This is a genomic window from Nocardia thraciensis (genome assembly GCF_054782435.1).
Window position 1 is genome coordinate 270,826 of the sequence record NZ_BAAGSM010000010.1, and the last position, 16,943, is coordinate 287,768.

Sequence of the window (16,943 nt, forward strand, 5' to 3'; positions counted from 1 at the left end):
CGGTGACCATGCCTAGCAAGCGACCCGCACCCGAACCGCCCGAGCCGCTGTCCCCGCTGGTGGACGCGCACACCCATATGGACGCCTGTGGCGCCACCGACGCGGAATCGGTTACGGCCCTGGTGGACCGGGCCGCCGCGGTCGGGGTCGGGCGAGTGGTGACGGTGGCCGACGATCTGGCCGCCGCGCGGTTCGCGGTCCGGGCCGCGCACTGGGACCCACGGGTATACGCCGCCGTCGCGCTGCATCCGACCCGGGCGAACGCCCTGGACGACGCGGCGCGCACCGAGATCGAGAAGCTGGCGGGGGACCCGCGCGTGGTCGCCGTCGGCGAGACCGGCCTGGACTACTACTGGCCCGGCAAGCTCGACGGCTGCGCGGATATCGAGGACCAGGTCGAGGGCTTCCGCTGGCATATCGAGCTCGCGAAACGTCTCGGCAAACCGCTGATGATCCACAACCGCGAGGCCGATCACGACGTGCTGGCGGTGCTGCTGGACGAGGGCGCCCCCGACACCGTGATCTTCCACTGCTTCTCCTCCGACGCGAATATGGCCGTGGCCTGCGTCGCGGAGGGGTATGTGCTCAGCTTCTCCGGCACGGTGAGCTTCAAGAATGCGCACGAGCTGCGCGAGGCCGCGAAAATGGTGCCCGACCAGCAGATTCTGGTCGAGACCGATGCGCCGTTCCTGACCCCGCACCCGTTCCGCGGCGCCCCCAACGAGCCGTATTGCCTGCCCTATACCGTCCGCGCCCTGGCCGAGCTGCGCGCTCAGGACCCGGTCGAACTCGCGAAGATCACGACCGCCAACGCCGCCCGCGTCTATGGATGGCTGTAACCCGCGACGAGCGAAATCCGTTGCCGCACCAGCTAACCGCGAGCATCGGCGAGGCATTCGATCGAGGTGCGAGCTGTGGCGCACTTCACTATCATGACCCGGGTCGTTATCTACCTGCGGTGTCGATACTGCACTGTGATGTGGAAATCCCCTGTTCCACGGCATGCGGTTGTCACGCCCTGACCCCTTCGTTATCTTATTGTGACAATGCCGGACTTTGGGATCCCCGCCCTGCAGCGGATCAACACGTCGCGGTCGCCGATGCTGTACGCGGCGATCGCGGCGATGCTGGTCACGCTGATCGTGGGCGCGGCCCTGGCGATCGTGAACAAGAAGACGGTCACCGTCGTGATCGACGGCCAGAAGTCCAGCTTCACCACCATGTCCGGCGATGTGCGCGGCGTGCTCAAGGCCGCCGGATTCAGCGTCGGCAATCGGGACGCGGTCTCGCCGTCGGCCGATGACGACGTCCTCGACGGCGGCATCGTCACCCTGAACCGGGCCCGGCAGATCGCGCTCACCTTCGACGGTCGGTCGCAACAGGTGTGGACGACCGGGAGCACCGTCGCCGAGGCGCTCGCACAGTTGAACATCCCCTCCGACGTGTTCGTCTCGCCCGCGCGCCCGACCCCGCTGCCGATCGACGGCGCCGCGCTGGCGGTGACCAGTCCGCGCACGGTGCTGCTCGCCGACAACGGCGGCGCGCCGGGCTATGTGCGGTTGGCCGCGCCGACGGTGGGCGAACTGCTGCAGCAGCAGGGGGTTCCGCTGATCGACCAGGACGAGGTGGTGCCCACCGCCGACACCAAGCTCGTCGAGGGCATGAAGATCACCGTCACCCGCAAGCGGGTGGAGAACCGGGTCGAGCGGGTCGCGCTGGATCCGGAGGAGAACGTCATCGAGGACCCGTCGATGAATATGAGCCGCACCGTCGTCGAGAATCCGGGCAAGCCCGGGGTGCAGGACGTCACGTTCGCGGTGTCGATCGTCAACGGCGCCGAGGCGAGCAAGGACCCGATCAAGAATTCCGTCATCGTCCCCGCGCAGCCGAAGACGGTGCGCAAGGGCGCCAAGCCGGGCACCGAGGTGCCGCCGGTGCGCGACGGTGCGGTCTGGGATGCGCTGGCCAAGTGCGAATCCGGCGGCAACTGGGCGGTCAACACCGGCAACGGCTACTACGGCGGCATCCAGTTCGACGAAAGCACCTGGGCGCGCCAGGGCGGTACGAAGTACGCGCCGCGCGCCGACCTCGCCACCCGCGAAGAACAGATCGCGATCGCCGAGGTGACCCGTGCCCGCCAGGGTTGGGGCGCCTGGCCGGCCTGCACGAGCCGCCTCGGCATCAGTTAACGGCTACATCAAAGCGCCGCCGTCTACGCGGATTTCGCTTCCCGTGATGTAGCGGCCCTCCTGGCAGGCGACCATGGCGACCGCGCCGGCCACGTCCTCGGGGTGGCCGAGGGCGCCGTTGTTCAGCCAGCCGGTGAGGCGGGCCATCAGGCTCCAGTCGGTGTCCTCGGGGACCTCCAGGTTGGAGGTGATGCCGGTGGTGATGCCGCCGGGGACGATATTGACCGCGCGCAGTCCCTGCTTGGCGTATTCCAGCGCGATCGCGTGCGTCATGGCGTTGACACCGCCCTTGGATGCCGAATAGGCGGCCATGTACGGGTGCGCACCGAATGCCGAGGTGGAGGAGAAGTTCACGATAACCGGGTGCTCGCCCTGTAGCAGGGACGGTAAGGCGGCCTGGACCATCAGGAAGGTGCCGGTCAGGTTCACCCCGATGACCTGATTCCAGGATTCGAACGGCATCTCGTGGGTGTGCGCGGTCCGCATGATGCCCGCCGCGTTCACGAGCACGTCGAGACCGCCCAGGAATTCGACGCCGTCGGCGACCGCCGCGCGGACCGAATCCGGGTTCGACACGTCGACACGCACGGTCTGCAGCCGGTCGCGGTGGTCGGCGGCCGCCTCGACGGTCTCCTTCAGGCCCTCCTCGGCGATATCGGCGGCCACCAGCGTGGCGCCCTCGCCCAGCAGGCGCAGGGCGATGCCCCGGCCGATACCGGATCCGGCCCCGGTGACCAGCACCCGTCGTCCGTCGTATCTGCGCTGCATGCGTGTGTCCTTTCGACCTGTGATGAGAAAACTAGAACGAGTACTATTTTTCGTCAAATGCGGCGTACGACACGACGGTGTCTTCCACGCCCCGTCCACCCACCACGCGCATGATCGTCATTTCGATCGCTTGGTAGGTTGTGCGGCGTGTCCGAACCCGCTTTCGTCGCCCGTGGTCAGGCCGAGCTGCTCGGTCCCGCCGAGGTGCGGGTGCTGGCGGAGCGGTTCGGGGTGCGGCCGACCAAACAGCTCGGGCAGAACTTCGTGCACGACGCGAATACGGTGCGGCGGATCGTCGGGGCGGCCGGGGTCGGTCGTGAGGACGCGGTGCTCGAGGTCGGGCCGGGGCTCGGCTCGTTGACGCTCGCGCTGCTGGACGTGGTGGACCGCGTGGTCGCGGTGGAGATCGATCCGGTTCTCGCGCACCGGCTTCCGGGCACGGTCGCCGATCGCGCGCCGGGGCTTTCCGCGCGGCTCGCGGTGGTGCGGGCCGACGCGCTGCGGGTCACCCCGGGCGAGTTGCCGGTCGCGCCGACAGCCCTGGTGGCGAACCTGCCCTACAACGTCGCCGTCCCCGTACTCCTGCACCTGCTAGCCGAATTGCCCAGCATCGCAACGGCTCTGGTGATGGTGCAGGCCGAGGTGGCGGATCGGCTGTCGGCCGCCCCCGGCTCTCGCGTCTACGGCGTGCCGAGCGTGAAGGCCGGCTTCTTCGGAACGGTGTGTCGCGCGGGATCCGTTGGGCGCCAAGTATTCTGGCCGGTACCCCAGGTGGAGAGCGGATTGGTCCGGATCGACCGCTACCCCGAATCCCCGTGGCCCCAGACCGCCGGCTTCCGCCGCCAGGTCTTCCAGGTCATCGACGCCGCGTTCGCCCAGCGCCGCAAGACCTTACGAGCCGCCCTCGCCACCTGGGCAGGCTCCCCGGCCGCGGCCGAGCAGCGCCTGACCGCCGCCGGAATCGACCCCGCGGCCCGCGGCGAAACCCTCGACACCGCGGCCTTCGTCCGCCTCGCCCGGCAGCCATAACCCGCACGCCGCGGTCGGTCAGGGTGGGCTGGTGGTGCCGTTGCCGGGCAGGGAGACCGCCGGTGGGGTCGCCTGGGACCGGGCGGTGATGGACAACCCGGCGACGATCGCGGCCGCGTCCGAACCGTCGTGGTCGGCGCGGGTGGTGATCGTCAGTTGGATCAGGTACTGGTCGCTGCCGCTGTCGACGATGGCGTAGCGGTTGTAGGCCCACAGGGTCAGCGGGGTGACGGAATAGGTCCCGGTGATGGCGGCCGAGGGGTGGCCGTCGAACTTCCCGGTGTGGGTGTCCAGCTCCCGCCACTGCGGCAGTCGGCGCGCATCGGCGAATCCGCATGCCAGCAGGGCGGCCGGATCCAACGGCTCGGACAGCCGCACCATCAGCACCACCACGTTGTCGGCCCAACCGTCCACCGGCTCCTGGGCCCATACGCCGTAGGTCCCCGCGAAGTTCTCCGGCGGCATCTGCCGCCACCCGTCCGGAACCGCGACCGAGACCACCGGCGCCCAAGCGGTATCCGGCGTTATCGGCGTGGGCTCCACGCCCGCGGCGGCGAGGTATTCAGCGACGGTGGGTGGCTCGTCGGGTCCGGTAGGGGATGTCACGAGAGTCCTCTCGGCGCGTTGGCGAACGGCGATCGCAGGTGAGTCTGCCATGCGGTGCGCACCGCGGCGTCGCCCTGTCGGCGGATACCGACGGACCGCCCGGCCGGAGCGGCCGGACGGTCCGATTCGGTGCCCTCAGCGGAACGAGCGCAGGCGCAGGCTGTTGCTGACCACGAAGACGCTGGACAGTGCCATGGCGGCCCCGGCGAGCATCGGATTCAGCAACCCGGCGGCGGCCAGCGGAATGGCCGCCACGTTGTAACCGAACGCCCAGAACAGGTTCCCCTTGATGGTGCGCAGGGTAGCCCGCGACAGGCGGATGGCCGCGGCGACGGTGCGCAGATCGCCGCGCACCAGGGTGATGTCGCTGGCCTCGATCGCCACGTCGGTGCCGGTGCCCATCGCCAGGCCGAGGTCGGCCTGGGCCAGCGCGGCCGCGTCGTTGACGCCGTCGCCGACCATGGCGACCACCTTGCCCTCGTCCTGGAGCCGCTTGACCACGTCCAGCTTGTCGCTGGGCAGCACCTGCGCGATCACCTCGTCGATGCCGACCTGGTCGGCGACGGTGCGGGCGGCCGCCGCGTTGTCGCCGGTCAGCAGGACCGGGGTGAGGCCCAGTGCCCGCAGGTCCGAGATCGCCTCGGCGCTGGTGGGTTTGATCGCGTCCGCGATCACCAGCACGCCGCGGGCGATGCCGTCCCAGGCCACCAGGATTGCGGTGTGCCCGGCCTGCTCGGCCCCCGCCTTGGCCGCGGCCAGCGGTTCGGGCAGCGCGACCGACCAGTCCTCGAGCAGTTCGGTGCGTCCGATCACGACCGCGCGCTCGGCGACCATGCCCTGCACACCCTTACCGCCGTGGCTGACGAACTGCTCGACCGGATCGATCGAGAGCCCGTGCTCCTTGGCGCCGCCCACCACCGCCTTGGCGACGGGATGCTCCGAGCCGTGCTCCACCGCCGCGGCGACGCCCAGCAGCTCGTCGGCGTCGACGCCCGGCGCCGGAATCACCTCGGCCAGAGACATTTTCCCGGTGGTCACCGTGCCGGTCTTGTCCAGCACGACGGTATCGATGCACCGGGTCGACTCCAGCACCTGCGGGCCCTTGATCAGGATGCCCAGCTGGGCCCCGCGGCCGGTGCCCACCAGCAGTGCGGTCGGCGTGGCCAGGCCCAGGGCGCACGGGCAGGCGATGATCAGCACCGCCACCGCCGCGCCGAACGCGGTCGACACCGCGGCGCCGCTCCCGAGCCAGAAGCCCAGTGCCGCGACGGAGATCGCGATGACGATCGGGACGAAGATCCCCGACACCTGATCGGCGAGCCGCTGCACCGGCGCCTTGCCGCTCTGCGCGTCCTCCACCAGTTCGGCCATCTGCGCCAACTGGGTGTCGGAGCCGACGCGGGTGGCGCGCACGGTCAGCATCCCGCCCGCGTTCACAGTGGCGCCGACGACCTGATCACCGGGCCCCACCTCCACGGGTACGGGCTCGCCGGTCAGCATGCTCATATCGAGCGCCGAATTGCCGCTCACCACAACACCGTCGGTGGCGACCTTCTCGCCGGGTCGCACCAGGAATTCCGTGCCGACCCGCAATTCGCCTACCGGAATACGGGTTTCGACGCCGTCGCGCAGCACCGCCACATCCTTGGCGCCGAGCTCGAGCAGCGCCCGCAGCGCCGAACCGGCCTTGTCCTTGGAGCGCGTCTCGAAGTACCGCCCGGCCAGGATGGCGACGATCACCACCGCCGTGACCTCGAAATACAGCGCGGACGCGGAGTCGGTTCGCGAAATCGCAAGGCTGAAGGCATGTTTCATACCGGGCATTCCGGCGTCGCCGAGGAACAGCGCGTACACCGACCAGGCGAAGGCCGACAGGCTGCCCAGCGAGATCAGGGTGTCCATGGTCGCGGCGCCGTGCTTGGCGTTGACCCATGCGGCGCGGTGGAAGCTCGCCCCACCCCACACCACGATGGGCGCCGTGAGGGTCAGCGAGAGCCACTGCCAGTTGTCGAATTGCAGCGCCGGAACCATGCCCATGGCGACCACCGGGATCGCCAGGGCCAGGCTGACCAGCAGCCGGTGCCGCAGCCGCGCGATCGGGTCGGGTGCCGAATCCTGTTCCGGGGCAGCGTTATCGGCGGCCGCCGGCGCGGTCTCGTGCACCTGCGCGCTGTAGCCGGTATCGACCACCGTGTCGATCAGCTGTGCCGACGTGACCGACTCCGGGAAGGTGACCTTCGCCTTCTCGGTGGCGTAGTTGACGGTGGCGCTGACGCCATCGATCCTGTTGAGCTTCTTCTCGATTCGCGCCGCGCAGGAGGCGCACGTCATGCCGCCGATATCCAGCTCGATCGACTGCGCGGTGGCAGGGATGCTCATGAGTGCCCTCCTTCGTGATGTCCGGCGCCCGAGGCGGGGGCGGATGTGGGTGTCGCTTCGGTGAATTCCGCGGTGTGCACCGCACCGCCGTGCTGGAAGTCCAGATATAGACGGTACGTGCCCGCGGTGGGCGCTTGGGCGTGGAATGCCACGTCGGGTCCGGCAGGGGTCTTGCCGACCTCGCCCTGCGGGTGGACGTGCAGGTAGGCGAGGTCGCTCGTGCGCAGCGCCACGAGGTGCCCGTAGGCGCCCAGGTAGGGCCGCAGATCGGTGACCGGATTGCCGTCGCGGGTCACGGTGAATCTCAGCTCGCCGCCCGCGGTGGTCAGGTCGCCGGTGCGGGTGACCCGGTAGCCGTCCACCTCCGCGGTGCGTGACACGGGTGGCAGCGGCTTGTCGACCGCCGGGCCCGGCACCTGCACCGTGCGGCTCAGGGTGAGGTCCGGTCCTCCGGCGGGGACGAAGTCGGCGAAGACCCGGTAGGTCCCGGGCTCGACCCACGTCCAATCGATGGACCAGGTGCCGTCGGCCGCCATGACCGGATGCACGTGCCGGTATCGGCTCGCATCGGACCGCACCACGATCAGGTGCAGGTCCTTGTCGTGCTGCGGGTTGAAGGCGGTGACCGCCGTGCCGTCCGGCCGCGTGATCCGGAACCGCAGGGCGCCGGGCTGATTCGGCTCGGCCGGAGCCGAGATCTCGGAGAGGGCGTAGCCGTCGCGGGCCGAGTCCAGCCCGGTTTCGGCGGTCGGGGCGGAGTGCGTGTCGCCCTGCCCGGGGGCGCGCCCGGCCGGATCGCCCACCAGGGCTCCGATGCCGAGCGCGGCCCCGAACAGCACGACTAGGCCGCCGCCGAAGGCGGCGAACCTCAGCCTGTCGTTCATCAGCTCGCCACCTGATATCCCGCCTCGTCGACGGCGGCGACGACGTCGGCGTCCGCGACCGGCGCGGTGGACTCCACCTGCACCCGCCCGCTCGCGAGGTCCACGTCGACGCTGGTGACTCCGTCGATCTTGCCGATCTCCTTCTGCACCGATCCGACGCAGTGGCCGCAGGTCATGCCGGTGACGGTGTAGGTGCTGGTCGCCATGATCGACTCCTTCGATGTCATCTTATACGGTGTGGGGGTATCGCCCCCAACAACGGAGAACATACCCCCCATGGGTACCTCATGCAAGTGATCCGGGCCACCGGATCGTGTCGGTCGTCTCTGTGACGACAGTTGTCACCCCAGCGCATTACGCTTGGAGCTCGTGCTTTCAGTTGTGCCCAGTCCCGTGGTCGTGCGGGCGCCCTCGAAGGTGAATCTGCACCTCGGGGTGGGTGATCTGCGTGAAGACGGGTACCACGAGCTGACCACGGTATTCCAGGCCCTGTCGCTGAGCGACGACGTCGAGCTCGCGCCGGCGGCCTCGCTGACGGTACGGGTCAGTGGCGAGGGCGCCGCGGAGGTACCGACCGACCGGACGAACCTGGTGTCCAAGGCCGCGGTGCGGCTGGCGCACCTGGCCGGGCGGGCGCCGCTGGTCGAGATCTCGATCCGCAAGGGGATTCCGGTGGCGGGCGGGATGGCGGGCGGCAGCGCGGACGCGGCGGCGGCGCTGGTCGGGCTGAACGAATTGTGGGATCTGCGTTTGTCGCGCGACGAGCTGGCGGCCATCGCCGCCGAACTCGGCAGCGATGTGCCGTTCTCGCTGTTCGGCGGCACCGCCCTGGGGCGCGGCCGCGGCGAGAAGCTGTTGCCGGTGTTGTCCCGCAACAGCTTTCACTGGGTGCTGGCGCTGGCGAAGGGCGGCCTGTCCACCCCGGGGGTGTACCGGGAGCTGGACCGCCTGCGCGAGCAGGGCGACCCGCCGCGCCTGGGTGAACCGCAGCAGTTGCTGCAGGCGCTGGCCTCGGGCGACCCCAAGCTGCTGGCCCCGCTGCTGGGCAACGACCTGCAGGCGGCGGCGCTGTCGCTGAAGCCGGAGCTGCGCCGCACCCTGCGCGCCGGGGTGACCGCGGGCGCACTCGCCGGAATCGTCTCGGGCTCCGGGCCCACCTGCGCGTTCCTGTGCGAGGGCGAGGAGTCCGCGGTCGCGGTCGCCGCCGAGCTGTCCGGCGCGGGCGTCAGCCGTAGCGTGCGCACCGCCGCGGGGCCGGTCCCCGGCGCCCGCGTCATCGGCGATACCCCGCCCCACGCCTGACCGTCTGTCGGGTTGCGGTCCGGCCCGATCACATCGGGCCCGATCGGTACGCTTGCCTTCGGTAATCACCGGCGCAGCACACAGAAGGATTCATGGCCAACCTGATCAATCTCGAACAAGTCCACAAGAGCTTCGGCGTCACGCCGCTGCTGGACGACGTCTCCCTCGGCGTGCAGGAGGGCGAGCGGATCGGGGTGGTGGGCCTCAACGGCGGCGGCAAGACCACGCTGCTCGAGGTGCTGACCGGGATCGAGCAGCCCGACGCCGGTCGCGTGAGCCGCCGCGGCGACCTGCGGATGGCGGTGGTGACGCAGCGCGGCGTGCTTCCCGACGGCGCCAGGGTCGGCGAGGTGGTGCTGGCCGGGCTGGCCGACGATCAGACGAATTGGGCATCGGGTAGCGATTCGATGGGGGATGGTCGGGCGACGGGCGGGCCCGACGGCGTCGCGGAGCACGAGTGGGCCGCCAACCCGCGCATCCGCACCGTGCTCGAGGGCATCGGCATCGCCGATCTGGGCATGGACGCACCGGTCGCGAACCTGTCCGGCGGCGAGCGCCGGCGGGTGGCGCTGGCCGCGGCCCTGGTCCGTGAGCTGGACGTGCTGGTACTCGACGAGCCCACCAACCACCTGGACGTCGAGGGCGTGCAGTGGCTGGCCGAACACCTGCTGTCGCGCCGCAGCGCGCTGGTGGTCGTGACCCACGACCGCTGGTTCCTCGACACCGTCGCCACCCGCACCTGGGAGGTCGTGGGCGGCAAGGTGGAGAGCTACGAGGGCGGCTACAACGACTGGATCTTCGCCCGCGCCGAACGCGCGCGCCAGGCCGATGCCAGCGAAGCCCGCCGCCGCAATCTGGCTCGCAAGGAGCTGGCCTGGCTGCGCCGCGGTCCGCAGGCGCGCACCTCGAAACCGCGCTACCGGGTGGAGGCCGCCGAGGCGCTGATCGCCGACGTGCCCGCGCCGCGCGATACCGTGCAATTGGCATCGTTCGCGCGAAAGCGGTTGGGCCGCGTGGTGATCGAGCTGGAGGACGTCACGCTGACGACCCCCGGCGAAGAGCATGCCGGGGGAATTGATGGGGAGCGTGGCGCCGGGACTGGTGGTGTGCCTGGTGGCGGGACTGGTGGTGTGCGTGGCGGCGGGACTGGTGGTGTGCCTGGTGGCGGGACTGGTGGGGAGCGTGGCGGGGCTCGCGAGTTGGTGCGTGATCTCACGTGGCGGTTGGCGCCCGGGGAGCGGGTCGGCCTGGTCGGGGTGAACGGGTCCGGTAAGACCACTCTGTTGCGGGCGCTGGCGGGCGAGGTGGATCCGGCCTCGGGCAAGCGGATTCAGGGACAGACCGTGCGGATCGGCTGGCTGCGCCAGGAACTCGACGACCTGCCCACGAATATGCGCGTGCTGGAGGCGGTTTCCGATGTCGCCGAGCGAACCATGCTGGGCGACAAGGAGATATCCGCCGGTCAGCTGGCCGAGCGGCTCGGTTTCACGCCCGCCAAGCAGCGCACGCCGGTCCGAGACCTCTCCGGCGGCGAACGCCGCCGCCTGCAGCTGACCCGCATCCTGATGGGCGAGCCGAACGTGCTGCTGCTCGATGAGCCCACCAACGACCTCGACATCGACACCCTGCAGCAGCTCGAGGACCTGCTCGACGGCTGGCCCGGCACCCTCGTGGTGATCAGCCACGACCGCTACCTGATCGAGCGCATCTGCGACTCCACCTGGGCGCTGTTCGGCGATGGCAAGCTCACCAACCTGCCCGGCGGCATCGAGGAATACCTGCGCAAGCGCGCCGCGCTGAGCACCGCCGCCCAGCGGCCCGCCACGAACGGATCGGCGAATCAGGCTGCCCCCGCGACGGATTCGGCCGCCTACCGGGCCGCCCGCAAGGAATTCGGCCGCCTCGAACGGGCGTTGGAGAAGCTGACCGAGCGCGAGACCAAGCTGCACGCGGCCCTCGCCGAGGCCGCCACCGACCCCGACAGGCTGGTCGCTCTCGGCGCCGAGCTGAAACAGGTCCAGGCGGAGAAGGAGTCGACAGAGGAGCGCTGGATGGAGCTGGCCGACGAGGTCGGCTAGATCACAGCGCCCGGTCCAGATGCGGCACCGGTAGGCAGGTGCGGACGAAATCCGTCCCGAACCTGGTCAGGGCGATGCTGCGATGGATGATCTTGGTGCCGAAGCTCGATCGCTTGAGGAGTCGGCGCACCTCGGGCTGGGATTCGAGCAGTTGATAGCGGGCCGGGTTGTCGAGCGGGTCACGGATCGACTCGACCAGACCCAGCCTGCGCAGGTTGGTGAGATAGGAGTCGACCCGGTCGGGGAAGCGCACCGCGGCATCCTCGCCGATCATGTTGAGCCCCGGCTCGATCCGCTGTGCCCCCGGGCTCAGCGGGCGCCCGGTGCGGATGTCCAGCGCCGGTTGCGCACCGTCCAGATACAGGAACCGCAGGATGCGCGCCTCGTCGGGGGCGAGGTCGGAGAGTATGCGCGCGAAGGCCGGATGATCGCCGTCGCTCTCGTGCACACTCGCCGACATCCGCAGCAGCTCGGCGCCGCGCTCCCGCAGGCTCGGGGCGGATTCGGCGACCGGGCCGCCGCCGGGCGGGGGAATGCCGAGGGCGCGGCGCACCGAATCCCGTACCTGCTCACCGGCTTCCGACAGCACGTGATGGGGCGGCCGCCCGGCCATGCTGCCCCGCACGACCGTGTCGGCGACGCCGAGCGCCGTGCCCACACCCCACGCCGTCGCCTCGGTAACCGCCGACAGCGCCACCCGCATCACGCCGGTCGCGGTGCGCACCGTGGTATGCCTTCGCGCGGTATCGGTCTCGGAGGTGACGGCCAGCTCGGCGGCCGGACGTGGCAGCAGTTCGGTGGAGTACTCGGCATCGTCGCCGGAGTCCGGTTCCCTCATATCCATTGCGTCGCAATCGCCGTTCCGAAGATCAGGATATGAGCGTAACCGGCGAACAGGCCGAGCACACCGCCGTGCAGGAACAAAAGCCACTCGTCCTGTTTGATGGCGGAGCGCAACATGTCCACGAAATCCGGCGGCGGCAGCGCCGCCATCTGTTTGGCGATGTACTGGCTGACATTCTTGCTCTGCTGCGCGTTGAACGCCGGATCGGCGAACGCGACCGGCGCCAGGCTCTTGGCCTCGTCGGTGAAGCGGGTCCGCAGCGTCTCGTAATCGCGGCTGCCGATCATGAACTTCAACGCCCCGCGCGCCGGACCCAGTGCCCGATCGGTCGCCGGGCGCAGCGTGTCCTCGAGGATCTGCATGGTGCGATCCGATCGCGGCCCGTTGAGCAACTCGTCCCCGACATTGGCGACGGTCATGACCTGGCTCGCCACCAGGTCCGCGTACCCCTCGGTGATCTCCGGCTGCCGCTTGATCAGCAGACCCTGCCGCCACGGGCACCACCACTTCGGATAGGCCGGAGCGAAGATCAGATTGATGCCGATCCAGTTCACCACCCAGCCGATGATCACCCCGCCCACCGGCAGCACCACCATCGTCGGCCAGTGCGTCAGATGCAGGATGCCGACCAGCACCGCGCCCATCGGCGCGCCGAAGTAGAAGCCGAAGTTCTGCATGAACCGCAGCTCCTTCGCGCCCAGTACCTGGAACACCATGTTCAGCAGCTGCGGTCGCGACTGGAAATAGCGGATCACCATCGACTTGACGTCGATCAGCTGCTCGATGTTGTTGCCGAGTTCTTCGGTCAGCTCACGCAGCACATCCGGCAGCTGCTGGCGCACCCGCTCGTGCACCATCTCCCGGATCTGGGTGGGCAGGTTGTACCAGAGCTGCGGATGCTCGCGGATCGCGATGTCCTCGACGATGTCGCGGATCTGCTCCTCGGCGAGGGCGGTGAGATGTTCGGCGAGCGCGTCGGGTTCCAGCTCCCGATAGAAGTCGGCGACGCTGCCCAGTTTGGACAGCCCCTTGTCGACGGCGATCGACGCCATCTTGTCCGCGCGCGAGGGCACGATGCCCTGCCAGCCTGCGCGGCCGTCGTACTGCAGCAGCGGCAGCACCTGAATTCGCTTGGGCAGATAGGGAAACAGCCAGCGCAGGCCCGGCACCCGAAAACCGTGGAAGTGAATCGGCTTGAACAGCATCAGTACGCCGGTCCAGTTGGTGATATAGCCGATGACGCCGGTGAACAGGGGGATCGTGATCAGTTCGAGCAATAAGGTCGGGTGGATATGAAAAACACTGTCAAGCACGACACCCTCCTGCCGACCCCAAACCGGTGACCGCCGCCTCAACGTACCTGTCGGCTGGGGGGGACCTTACTGTGGATTCAGGAAATGGGTCCAATTCGAGGGGGATCTGGTCCACAGCGGCCGGAGGTGGGAGACTTCGGTCACATCGGCCGCCCGGAATGTCGCATCGGACATCGGGTACCTGAAGAATGACCACCACCACAGCGGCGGCAATAATGTGAACGGATTCCCGCTCACCTAGGCGTATTCGGAGAAGCACGTGGCAGACGACAGGACCGGACAGGATGTGGTCCGACCCGGTTCCCGCGCCGTGGAACGCAGCTCGGATGTGGAGCAGCGGCAGATCAGCAACGAGGCCCGCCTGATCCGGGGCGTCTTCCGCGCGGCCGGGCTGGCGGCGGGCACCGCCGTGCGTGGCGGGCAGTGGGCGGTCGGCACCACCTACGAGGTCACCAAGGAGATCACCCAGGCCGCCATCAACGGCGAGTCCTCGGCGGATATCGCCGAGCGGGCCGGTGCGGCCTTGCAGTCGGTGGCCCGCAATATCCTGGGCGTCACCGAGGGCTCGGTCCGCGAGATCGTCAGCTACGTGCCGACCAACAACGGCCACGCCCCCCAGGCCATTCCCGGCGGGTACGTCCGCTCCTCCAGCCTCGACGATCTGCGCCGCCGCGGCGAGGCGCTGCTGGCGCGGTCGGCCGACGTCTATTTCACCGAGGACGTGCACCCGGCCTACGACCGGATTCTCGATCAGATCGCCCCCGACGAGGCCCGCATCCTGCGGTTCATGGCGCTCAACGGCCCGCAGCCGTCGGTGGACGTGCGCACCAATCGGCCGCTGGGCATCGGCTCGGAGCTGGTGTCGGGCGACCTGACCTCGGTGCCGGAGCAGTCGGGCGTGCGCTACCCCGACCGTGCCCGGCTGTACCTGATCAACCTCAACCGGCTCGGACTGCTGGTGACCTCCGACGATCCGGTGGTGCTGAGCCGCTACATGGTGCTCGAGGTGCAGCCGGTGGTGGAGTCGGCGCTGAAACAGGCCGGTCGGGTACCCAAGATCGTGCGAAAGAGCCTGCGCCTGACCGAGTTCGGCGAGGACTTCTGCAAGACCTGCTTCAGTATCAACGGGTCGTAACGCTTCCGATAGCAATCCGATACAAATTTCCCGATCCGTACAGTTCCGGCACAACGGATGGGATTGTGGAGGTATGGATACCGATGCCGTCTCCGCGATCAGCCGGCTGAAGTTCCGCTATCTGCGGGCACTCGACACCAAGTCCTGGGACGACTTCGCAGACACCCTGATTCCCGAGGCGACGGCGACCTACAGCGAGTACCTGCAGTTCGAATCGCGCGACGCGTTCCTGGCGTTCATGCGCAACACGCTCGGCCCACACGTGATCACCGAGCACCGCTGTGACCATCCCGAGATCGACGTGGACGGCGACAGCGCGACCGGCACGTGGTACCTGGCGGATACGGTCCTCATCCCCGCCCACAACATGCTGCTGCGCGGGGCCGCGTTCTACAGCGACCAGTACGTGAAGTGCGCCGACGGCCGCTGGCGCATCGCCCACACCGGCTACGAACGCACCTACGAGGTGGTGCTGTCCCTCTCGGACCTCCCCAGCCTGCGGTTGACCTCGAGTCGCTGGGGACTCATCGCCCGCGAGCCGGGAATGGCCCCGGATTCCGAAGGCCCACCCCCGGACACCGCAGAAACCATGGGCTGAGCAACCACTTTCCCATCCCGGCGTCGCTCCCGCCCTCCGCCATCCCGGCGTCGCCCCCGCCTCCTCATTCCGGCGTGGCTCCCGCCTCCTCATTCCGGCGTGGCTCCCGCCGTCTGTCATTCCGGCGTGCTTTTGGCCGGAATCTCAGTCGGTCGCCGCGACCAGAGGCTCCAGTGTCAATTCCGACATCTCCTTCTGGATGTACTGGAATCGCCATTTGTCGCTGAACAGGGCCAGGATCGCGCCGTCGGTGCGGGTGAAGACCTCGACACCGCGCTGGCGATCCAGTTCCGGCGCCGAGGCGGCGTCGGTGCGGCGGGCCAGCTGGTACGGCAGGAAGTCGAGCTGGGTCTCGACGTTGAACTCCGCCTGCATTCGAGCGGTGACCACCTCGAACTGCATCGGTCCGACCGCGGCCAGCACGGGGGAGGCGTCGCCGCGGGTGTCGTTGCGCAGCACCTGCACCACCCCCTCCGAATCCAGCTGATCGATCGCCTTGCGGAACTGCTTGTACTTGCCCGCGCTGCGGGCGCGCAGCGCGGCGAAATGCTCGGGCGCGAACGACGGGATCGGCGGGAACTGCACCTTCTTGTCCACGAACAGCGTGTGGCCCGGCGCGAGCGCGGTGGCGTTCACCAGGCCGACCACATCGCCCGGATGGGCGGTGTCGACGGTGGCGCGCTCGCGGCCGAACACCGTCAGCGCGTACTTGGTGGCGAAGGGCCGCCCGGTCTGCGCGTGGGTGACGACCATGCCGCGCTCGAACTCCCCGGACACGATCCGCATGAAGGCCAGCCGGTCGCGGTGGGCAGTGTCCATGCCCGCCTGCACCTTGAACACGACCGCGCTGAACGGGTCGCCCGGTTCGCGCGGAGCGCCGTCGACATCGTTGCGCGGGCCGGGTGCGGGCGCCAGCGCGACCAGGGTGTCCAGCAGCTGGCGCACGCCGAAGTTCAGCATGGCCGAGGCGTAGATGACCGGCGAGGTCTGTCCGGCCAGGAACATCTCCTGGTCGTGGTCCTGGCCGGTGGCCGAGAGCAGTTCGCTCTCCTCGGCGGCGGTGGCCCACACGTCGCCCTCGCGCGCGGCGGCCTGCTCGGGCGCGTACGACTCCTCCGGCGCGATGGTCGCACCGCCCGCGGTGCGGGTGAAGTGCACGTATTCGGTGGCCGCGCCCTCGGGGCCGCGGCGCAGCAGGCCGCGGAAGTCGCCCGCGATGCCGACGGGCAGGAACAGCGGGGTGGGGATGAGGCCGATCCGCTCGTTGATCTCGTCGAGCAGTTCCAGCGGCGCGCGGCCCGGGCGGTCCCACTTGTTGATGACGGTGATGACCGGGATGCCGCGGTGGCGGCACACCTGGAACAGCTTCAGCGTCTGCGGCTCGAGCCCCTTGGCGGCGTCGATGAGCATGACCGCGGCGTCCACGGCGGTCAGCACCCGGTAGGTGTCCTCGGAGAAGTCCGAGTGGCCCGGAGTGTCGACGAGGTTGATCACGCAGTTGTCGTATTCGAACTGCAGCGCGGTCGAACTCACCGAGATGCCGCGCGCCTTCTCCATCTCCATCCAGTCCGAGACCGTCGAGCGGCGACCGGCCTTGCCGTGGATGGCGCCCGCCTCGGCGATCTTCTTGGCATGCAGCGCCAACGCCTCGGTGAGCGTGGATTTACCCGCGTCGGGATGGGAGATCACCGCGAACGTGCGCCGCCGCGCCACCTCTTCGGCCAAACCTGGCGCTGCCGCGCCGGTAGTCGGAGAATTCACGGGGGTGGGCTCCTCTTCGCGGGATAGGCAACCGCTCCAGGGTACTTGACCGGGCTT

Annotated in this window: 15 protein-coding genes; 7 read left to right on the forward strand and 8 right to left on the reverse strand. The window is 69.2% G+C overall.

What is annotated here, in order from left to right; genetic code table 11:
* The first annotated feature begins 8 nt into the window (after positions 1-8).
* Both ACYVLQ_RS04380 and ACYVLQ_RS04385 read left to right on the forward strand, forming a co-directional pair.
* Entirely contained in the window at positions 9-839 is an 831-nt protein-coding gene (locus ACYVLQ_RS04380; RefSeq protein ID WP_460696055.1) for a TatD family hydrolase, read from the forward strand.
* Between the two features lie 222 nt (positions 840-1,061).
* Complete coding sequence (locus ACYVLQ_RS04385; protein ID WP_460696186.1) at positions 1,062-2,189, forward strand: transglycosylase family protein; 1,128 nt, start codon at positions 1,062-1,064, stop codon at positions 2,187-2,189.
* 3 nt (positions 2,190-2,192) lie between these two features.
* Here the strand turns inward: ACYVLQ_RS04385 and ACYVLQ_RS04390 are convergent, their stop codons facing one another.
* Positions 2,193-2,957: an SDR family NAD(P)-dependent oxidoreductase gene (locus ACYVLQ_RS04390; RefSeq protein ID WP_460696056.1), complete on the reverse strand. Its 765-nt coding sequence runs from the start codon at positions 2,955-2,957 to the stop codon at positions 2,193-2,195.
* Between the two features lie 147 nt (positions 2,958-3,104).
* On the opposite strand from ACYVLQ_RS04390, the gene rsmA reads away from it, so the two are divergent.
* Complete coding sequence (gene rsmA / locus ACYVLQ_RS04395; protein WP_460696057.1) at positions 3,105-3,986, forward strand: 16S rRNA (adenine(1518)-N(6)/adenine(1519)-N(6))-dimethyltransferase RsmA; 882 nt, start codon at positions 3,105-3,107, stop codon at positions 3,984-3,986.
* Between the two features lie 18 nt (positions 3,987-4,004).
* Here the strand turns inward: rsmA and ACYVLQ_RS04400 are convergent, their stop codons facing one another.
* From ACYVLQ_RS04400 to ACYVLQ_RS04415, 4 genes are all read right to left on the reverse strand, one after another.
* Positions 4,005-4,592 carry an LpqN/LpqT family lipoprotein gene (locus ACYVLQ_RS04400; protein ID WP_460696058.1) on the reverse strand — a complete coding sequence of 196 codons (588 nt, stop codon included), beginning with the start codon at positions 4,590-4,592 and terminating at the stop codon, positions 4,005-4,007.
* A 135-nt stretch (positions 4,593-4,727) separates the two neighbouring features.
* Complete coding sequence (locus tag ACYVLQ_RS04405) at positions 4,728-6,971, reverse strand: heavy metal translocating P-type ATPase (RefSeq protein WP_460696059.1); 2,244 nt, start codon at positions 6,969-6,971, stop codon at positions 4,728-4,730.
* A complete protein-coding gene (locus tag ACYVLQ_RS04410) occupies positions 6,968-7,855 on the reverse strand; it encodes a hypothetical protein (RefSeq protein WP_460696060.1) in 888 nt (295 codons plus the stop codon). Before ACYVLQ_RS04410 ends, ACYVLQ_RS04405 begins: the two co-directional genes overlap by 4 nt.
* Entirely contained in the window at positions 7,855-8,061 is a 207-nt protein-coding gene (locus ACYVLQ_RS04415) for a heavy-metal-associated domain-containing protein (protein WP_460696061.1), read from the reverse strand. Before ACYVLQ_RS04415 ends, ACYVLQ_RS04410 begins: the two co-directional genes overlap by 1 nt.
* Positions 8,062-8,224: 163 nt before the next feature.
* Here ACYVLQ_RS04415 and ACYVLQ_RS04420 point away from each other — a divergent pair, with 163 nt between their 5' ends.
* Both ACYVLQ_RS04420 and ACYVLQ_RS04425 read left to right on the forward strand, forming a co-directional pair.
* Positions 8,225-9,157 (forward strand): 4-(cytidine 5'-diphospho)-2-C-methyl-D-erythritol kinase, encoded by a 933-nt coding sequence (locus ACYVLQ_RS04420; protein ID WP_460696062.1) that lies wholly within the window; start codon positions 8,225-8,227, stop codon positions 9,155-9,157.
* Positions 9,158-9,249: 92 nt separating this feature from the next.
* Positions 9,250-11,235 (forward strand): ABC-F family ATP-binding cassette domain-containing protein, encoded by a 1,986-nt coding sequence (locus ACYVLQ_RS04425; protein ID WP_460696063.1) that lies wholly within the window; start codon positions 9,250-9,252, stop codon positions 11,233-11,235.
* Between the two features lies 1 nt (position 11,236).
* Here the strand turns inward: ACYVLQ_RS04425 and ACYVLQ_RS04430 are convergent, their stop codons facing one another.
* Complete coding sequence (locus tag ACYVLQ_RS04430; protein ID WP_460696064.1) at positions 11,237-12,073, reverse strand: Abi-alpha family protein; 837 nt, start codon at positions 12,071-12,073, stop codon at positions 11,237-11,239.
* Positions 12,070-13,392, reverse strand: a complete 1,323-nt coding sequence (locus ACYVLQ_RS04435) for a hypothetical protein (protein WP_460696065.1) — start codon at positions 13,390-13,392, stop codon at positions 12,070-12,072. The genes ACYVLQ_RS04430 and ACYVLQ_RS04435 overlap by 4 nt, the downstream gene beginning before the upstream one ends.
* Before the next feature lie 259 nt (positions 13,393-13,651).
* Between ACYVLQ_RS04435 and ACYVLQ_RS04440 the strand changes: the two genes are divergently transcribed.
* Together ACYVLQ_RS04440 and ACYVLQ_RS04445 are read left to right on the forward strand one after the other, a co-directional pair.
* Positions 13,652-14,527, forward strand: coding sequence for an Abi-alpha family protein (locus tag ACYVLQ_RS04440; RefSeq protein ID WP_460696066.1), 876 nt, complete (start codon positions 13,652-13,654; stop codon positions 14,525-14,527).
* 73 nt (positions 14,528-14,600) lie between these two features.
* Positions 14,601-15,125: a nuclear transport factor 2 family protein gene (locus ACYVLQ_RS04445; RefSeq protein ID WP_460696067.1), complete on the forward strand. Its 525-nt coding sequence runs from the start codon at positions 14,601-14,603 to the stop codon at positions 15,123-15,125.
* A 144-nt stretch (positions 15,126-15,269) separates the two neighbouring features.
* Here ACYVLQ_RS04445 and ACYVLQ_RS04450 read toward each other — a convergent pair whose 3' ends face one another.
* Complete coding sequence (locus tag ACYVLQ_RS04450; protein WP_460696068.1) at positions 15,270-16,886, reverse strand: peptide chain release factor 3; 1,617 nt, start codon at positions 16,884-16,886, stop codon at positions 15,270-15,272.
* Between the last annotated feature and the right edge of the window lie 57 nt (positions 16,887-16,943).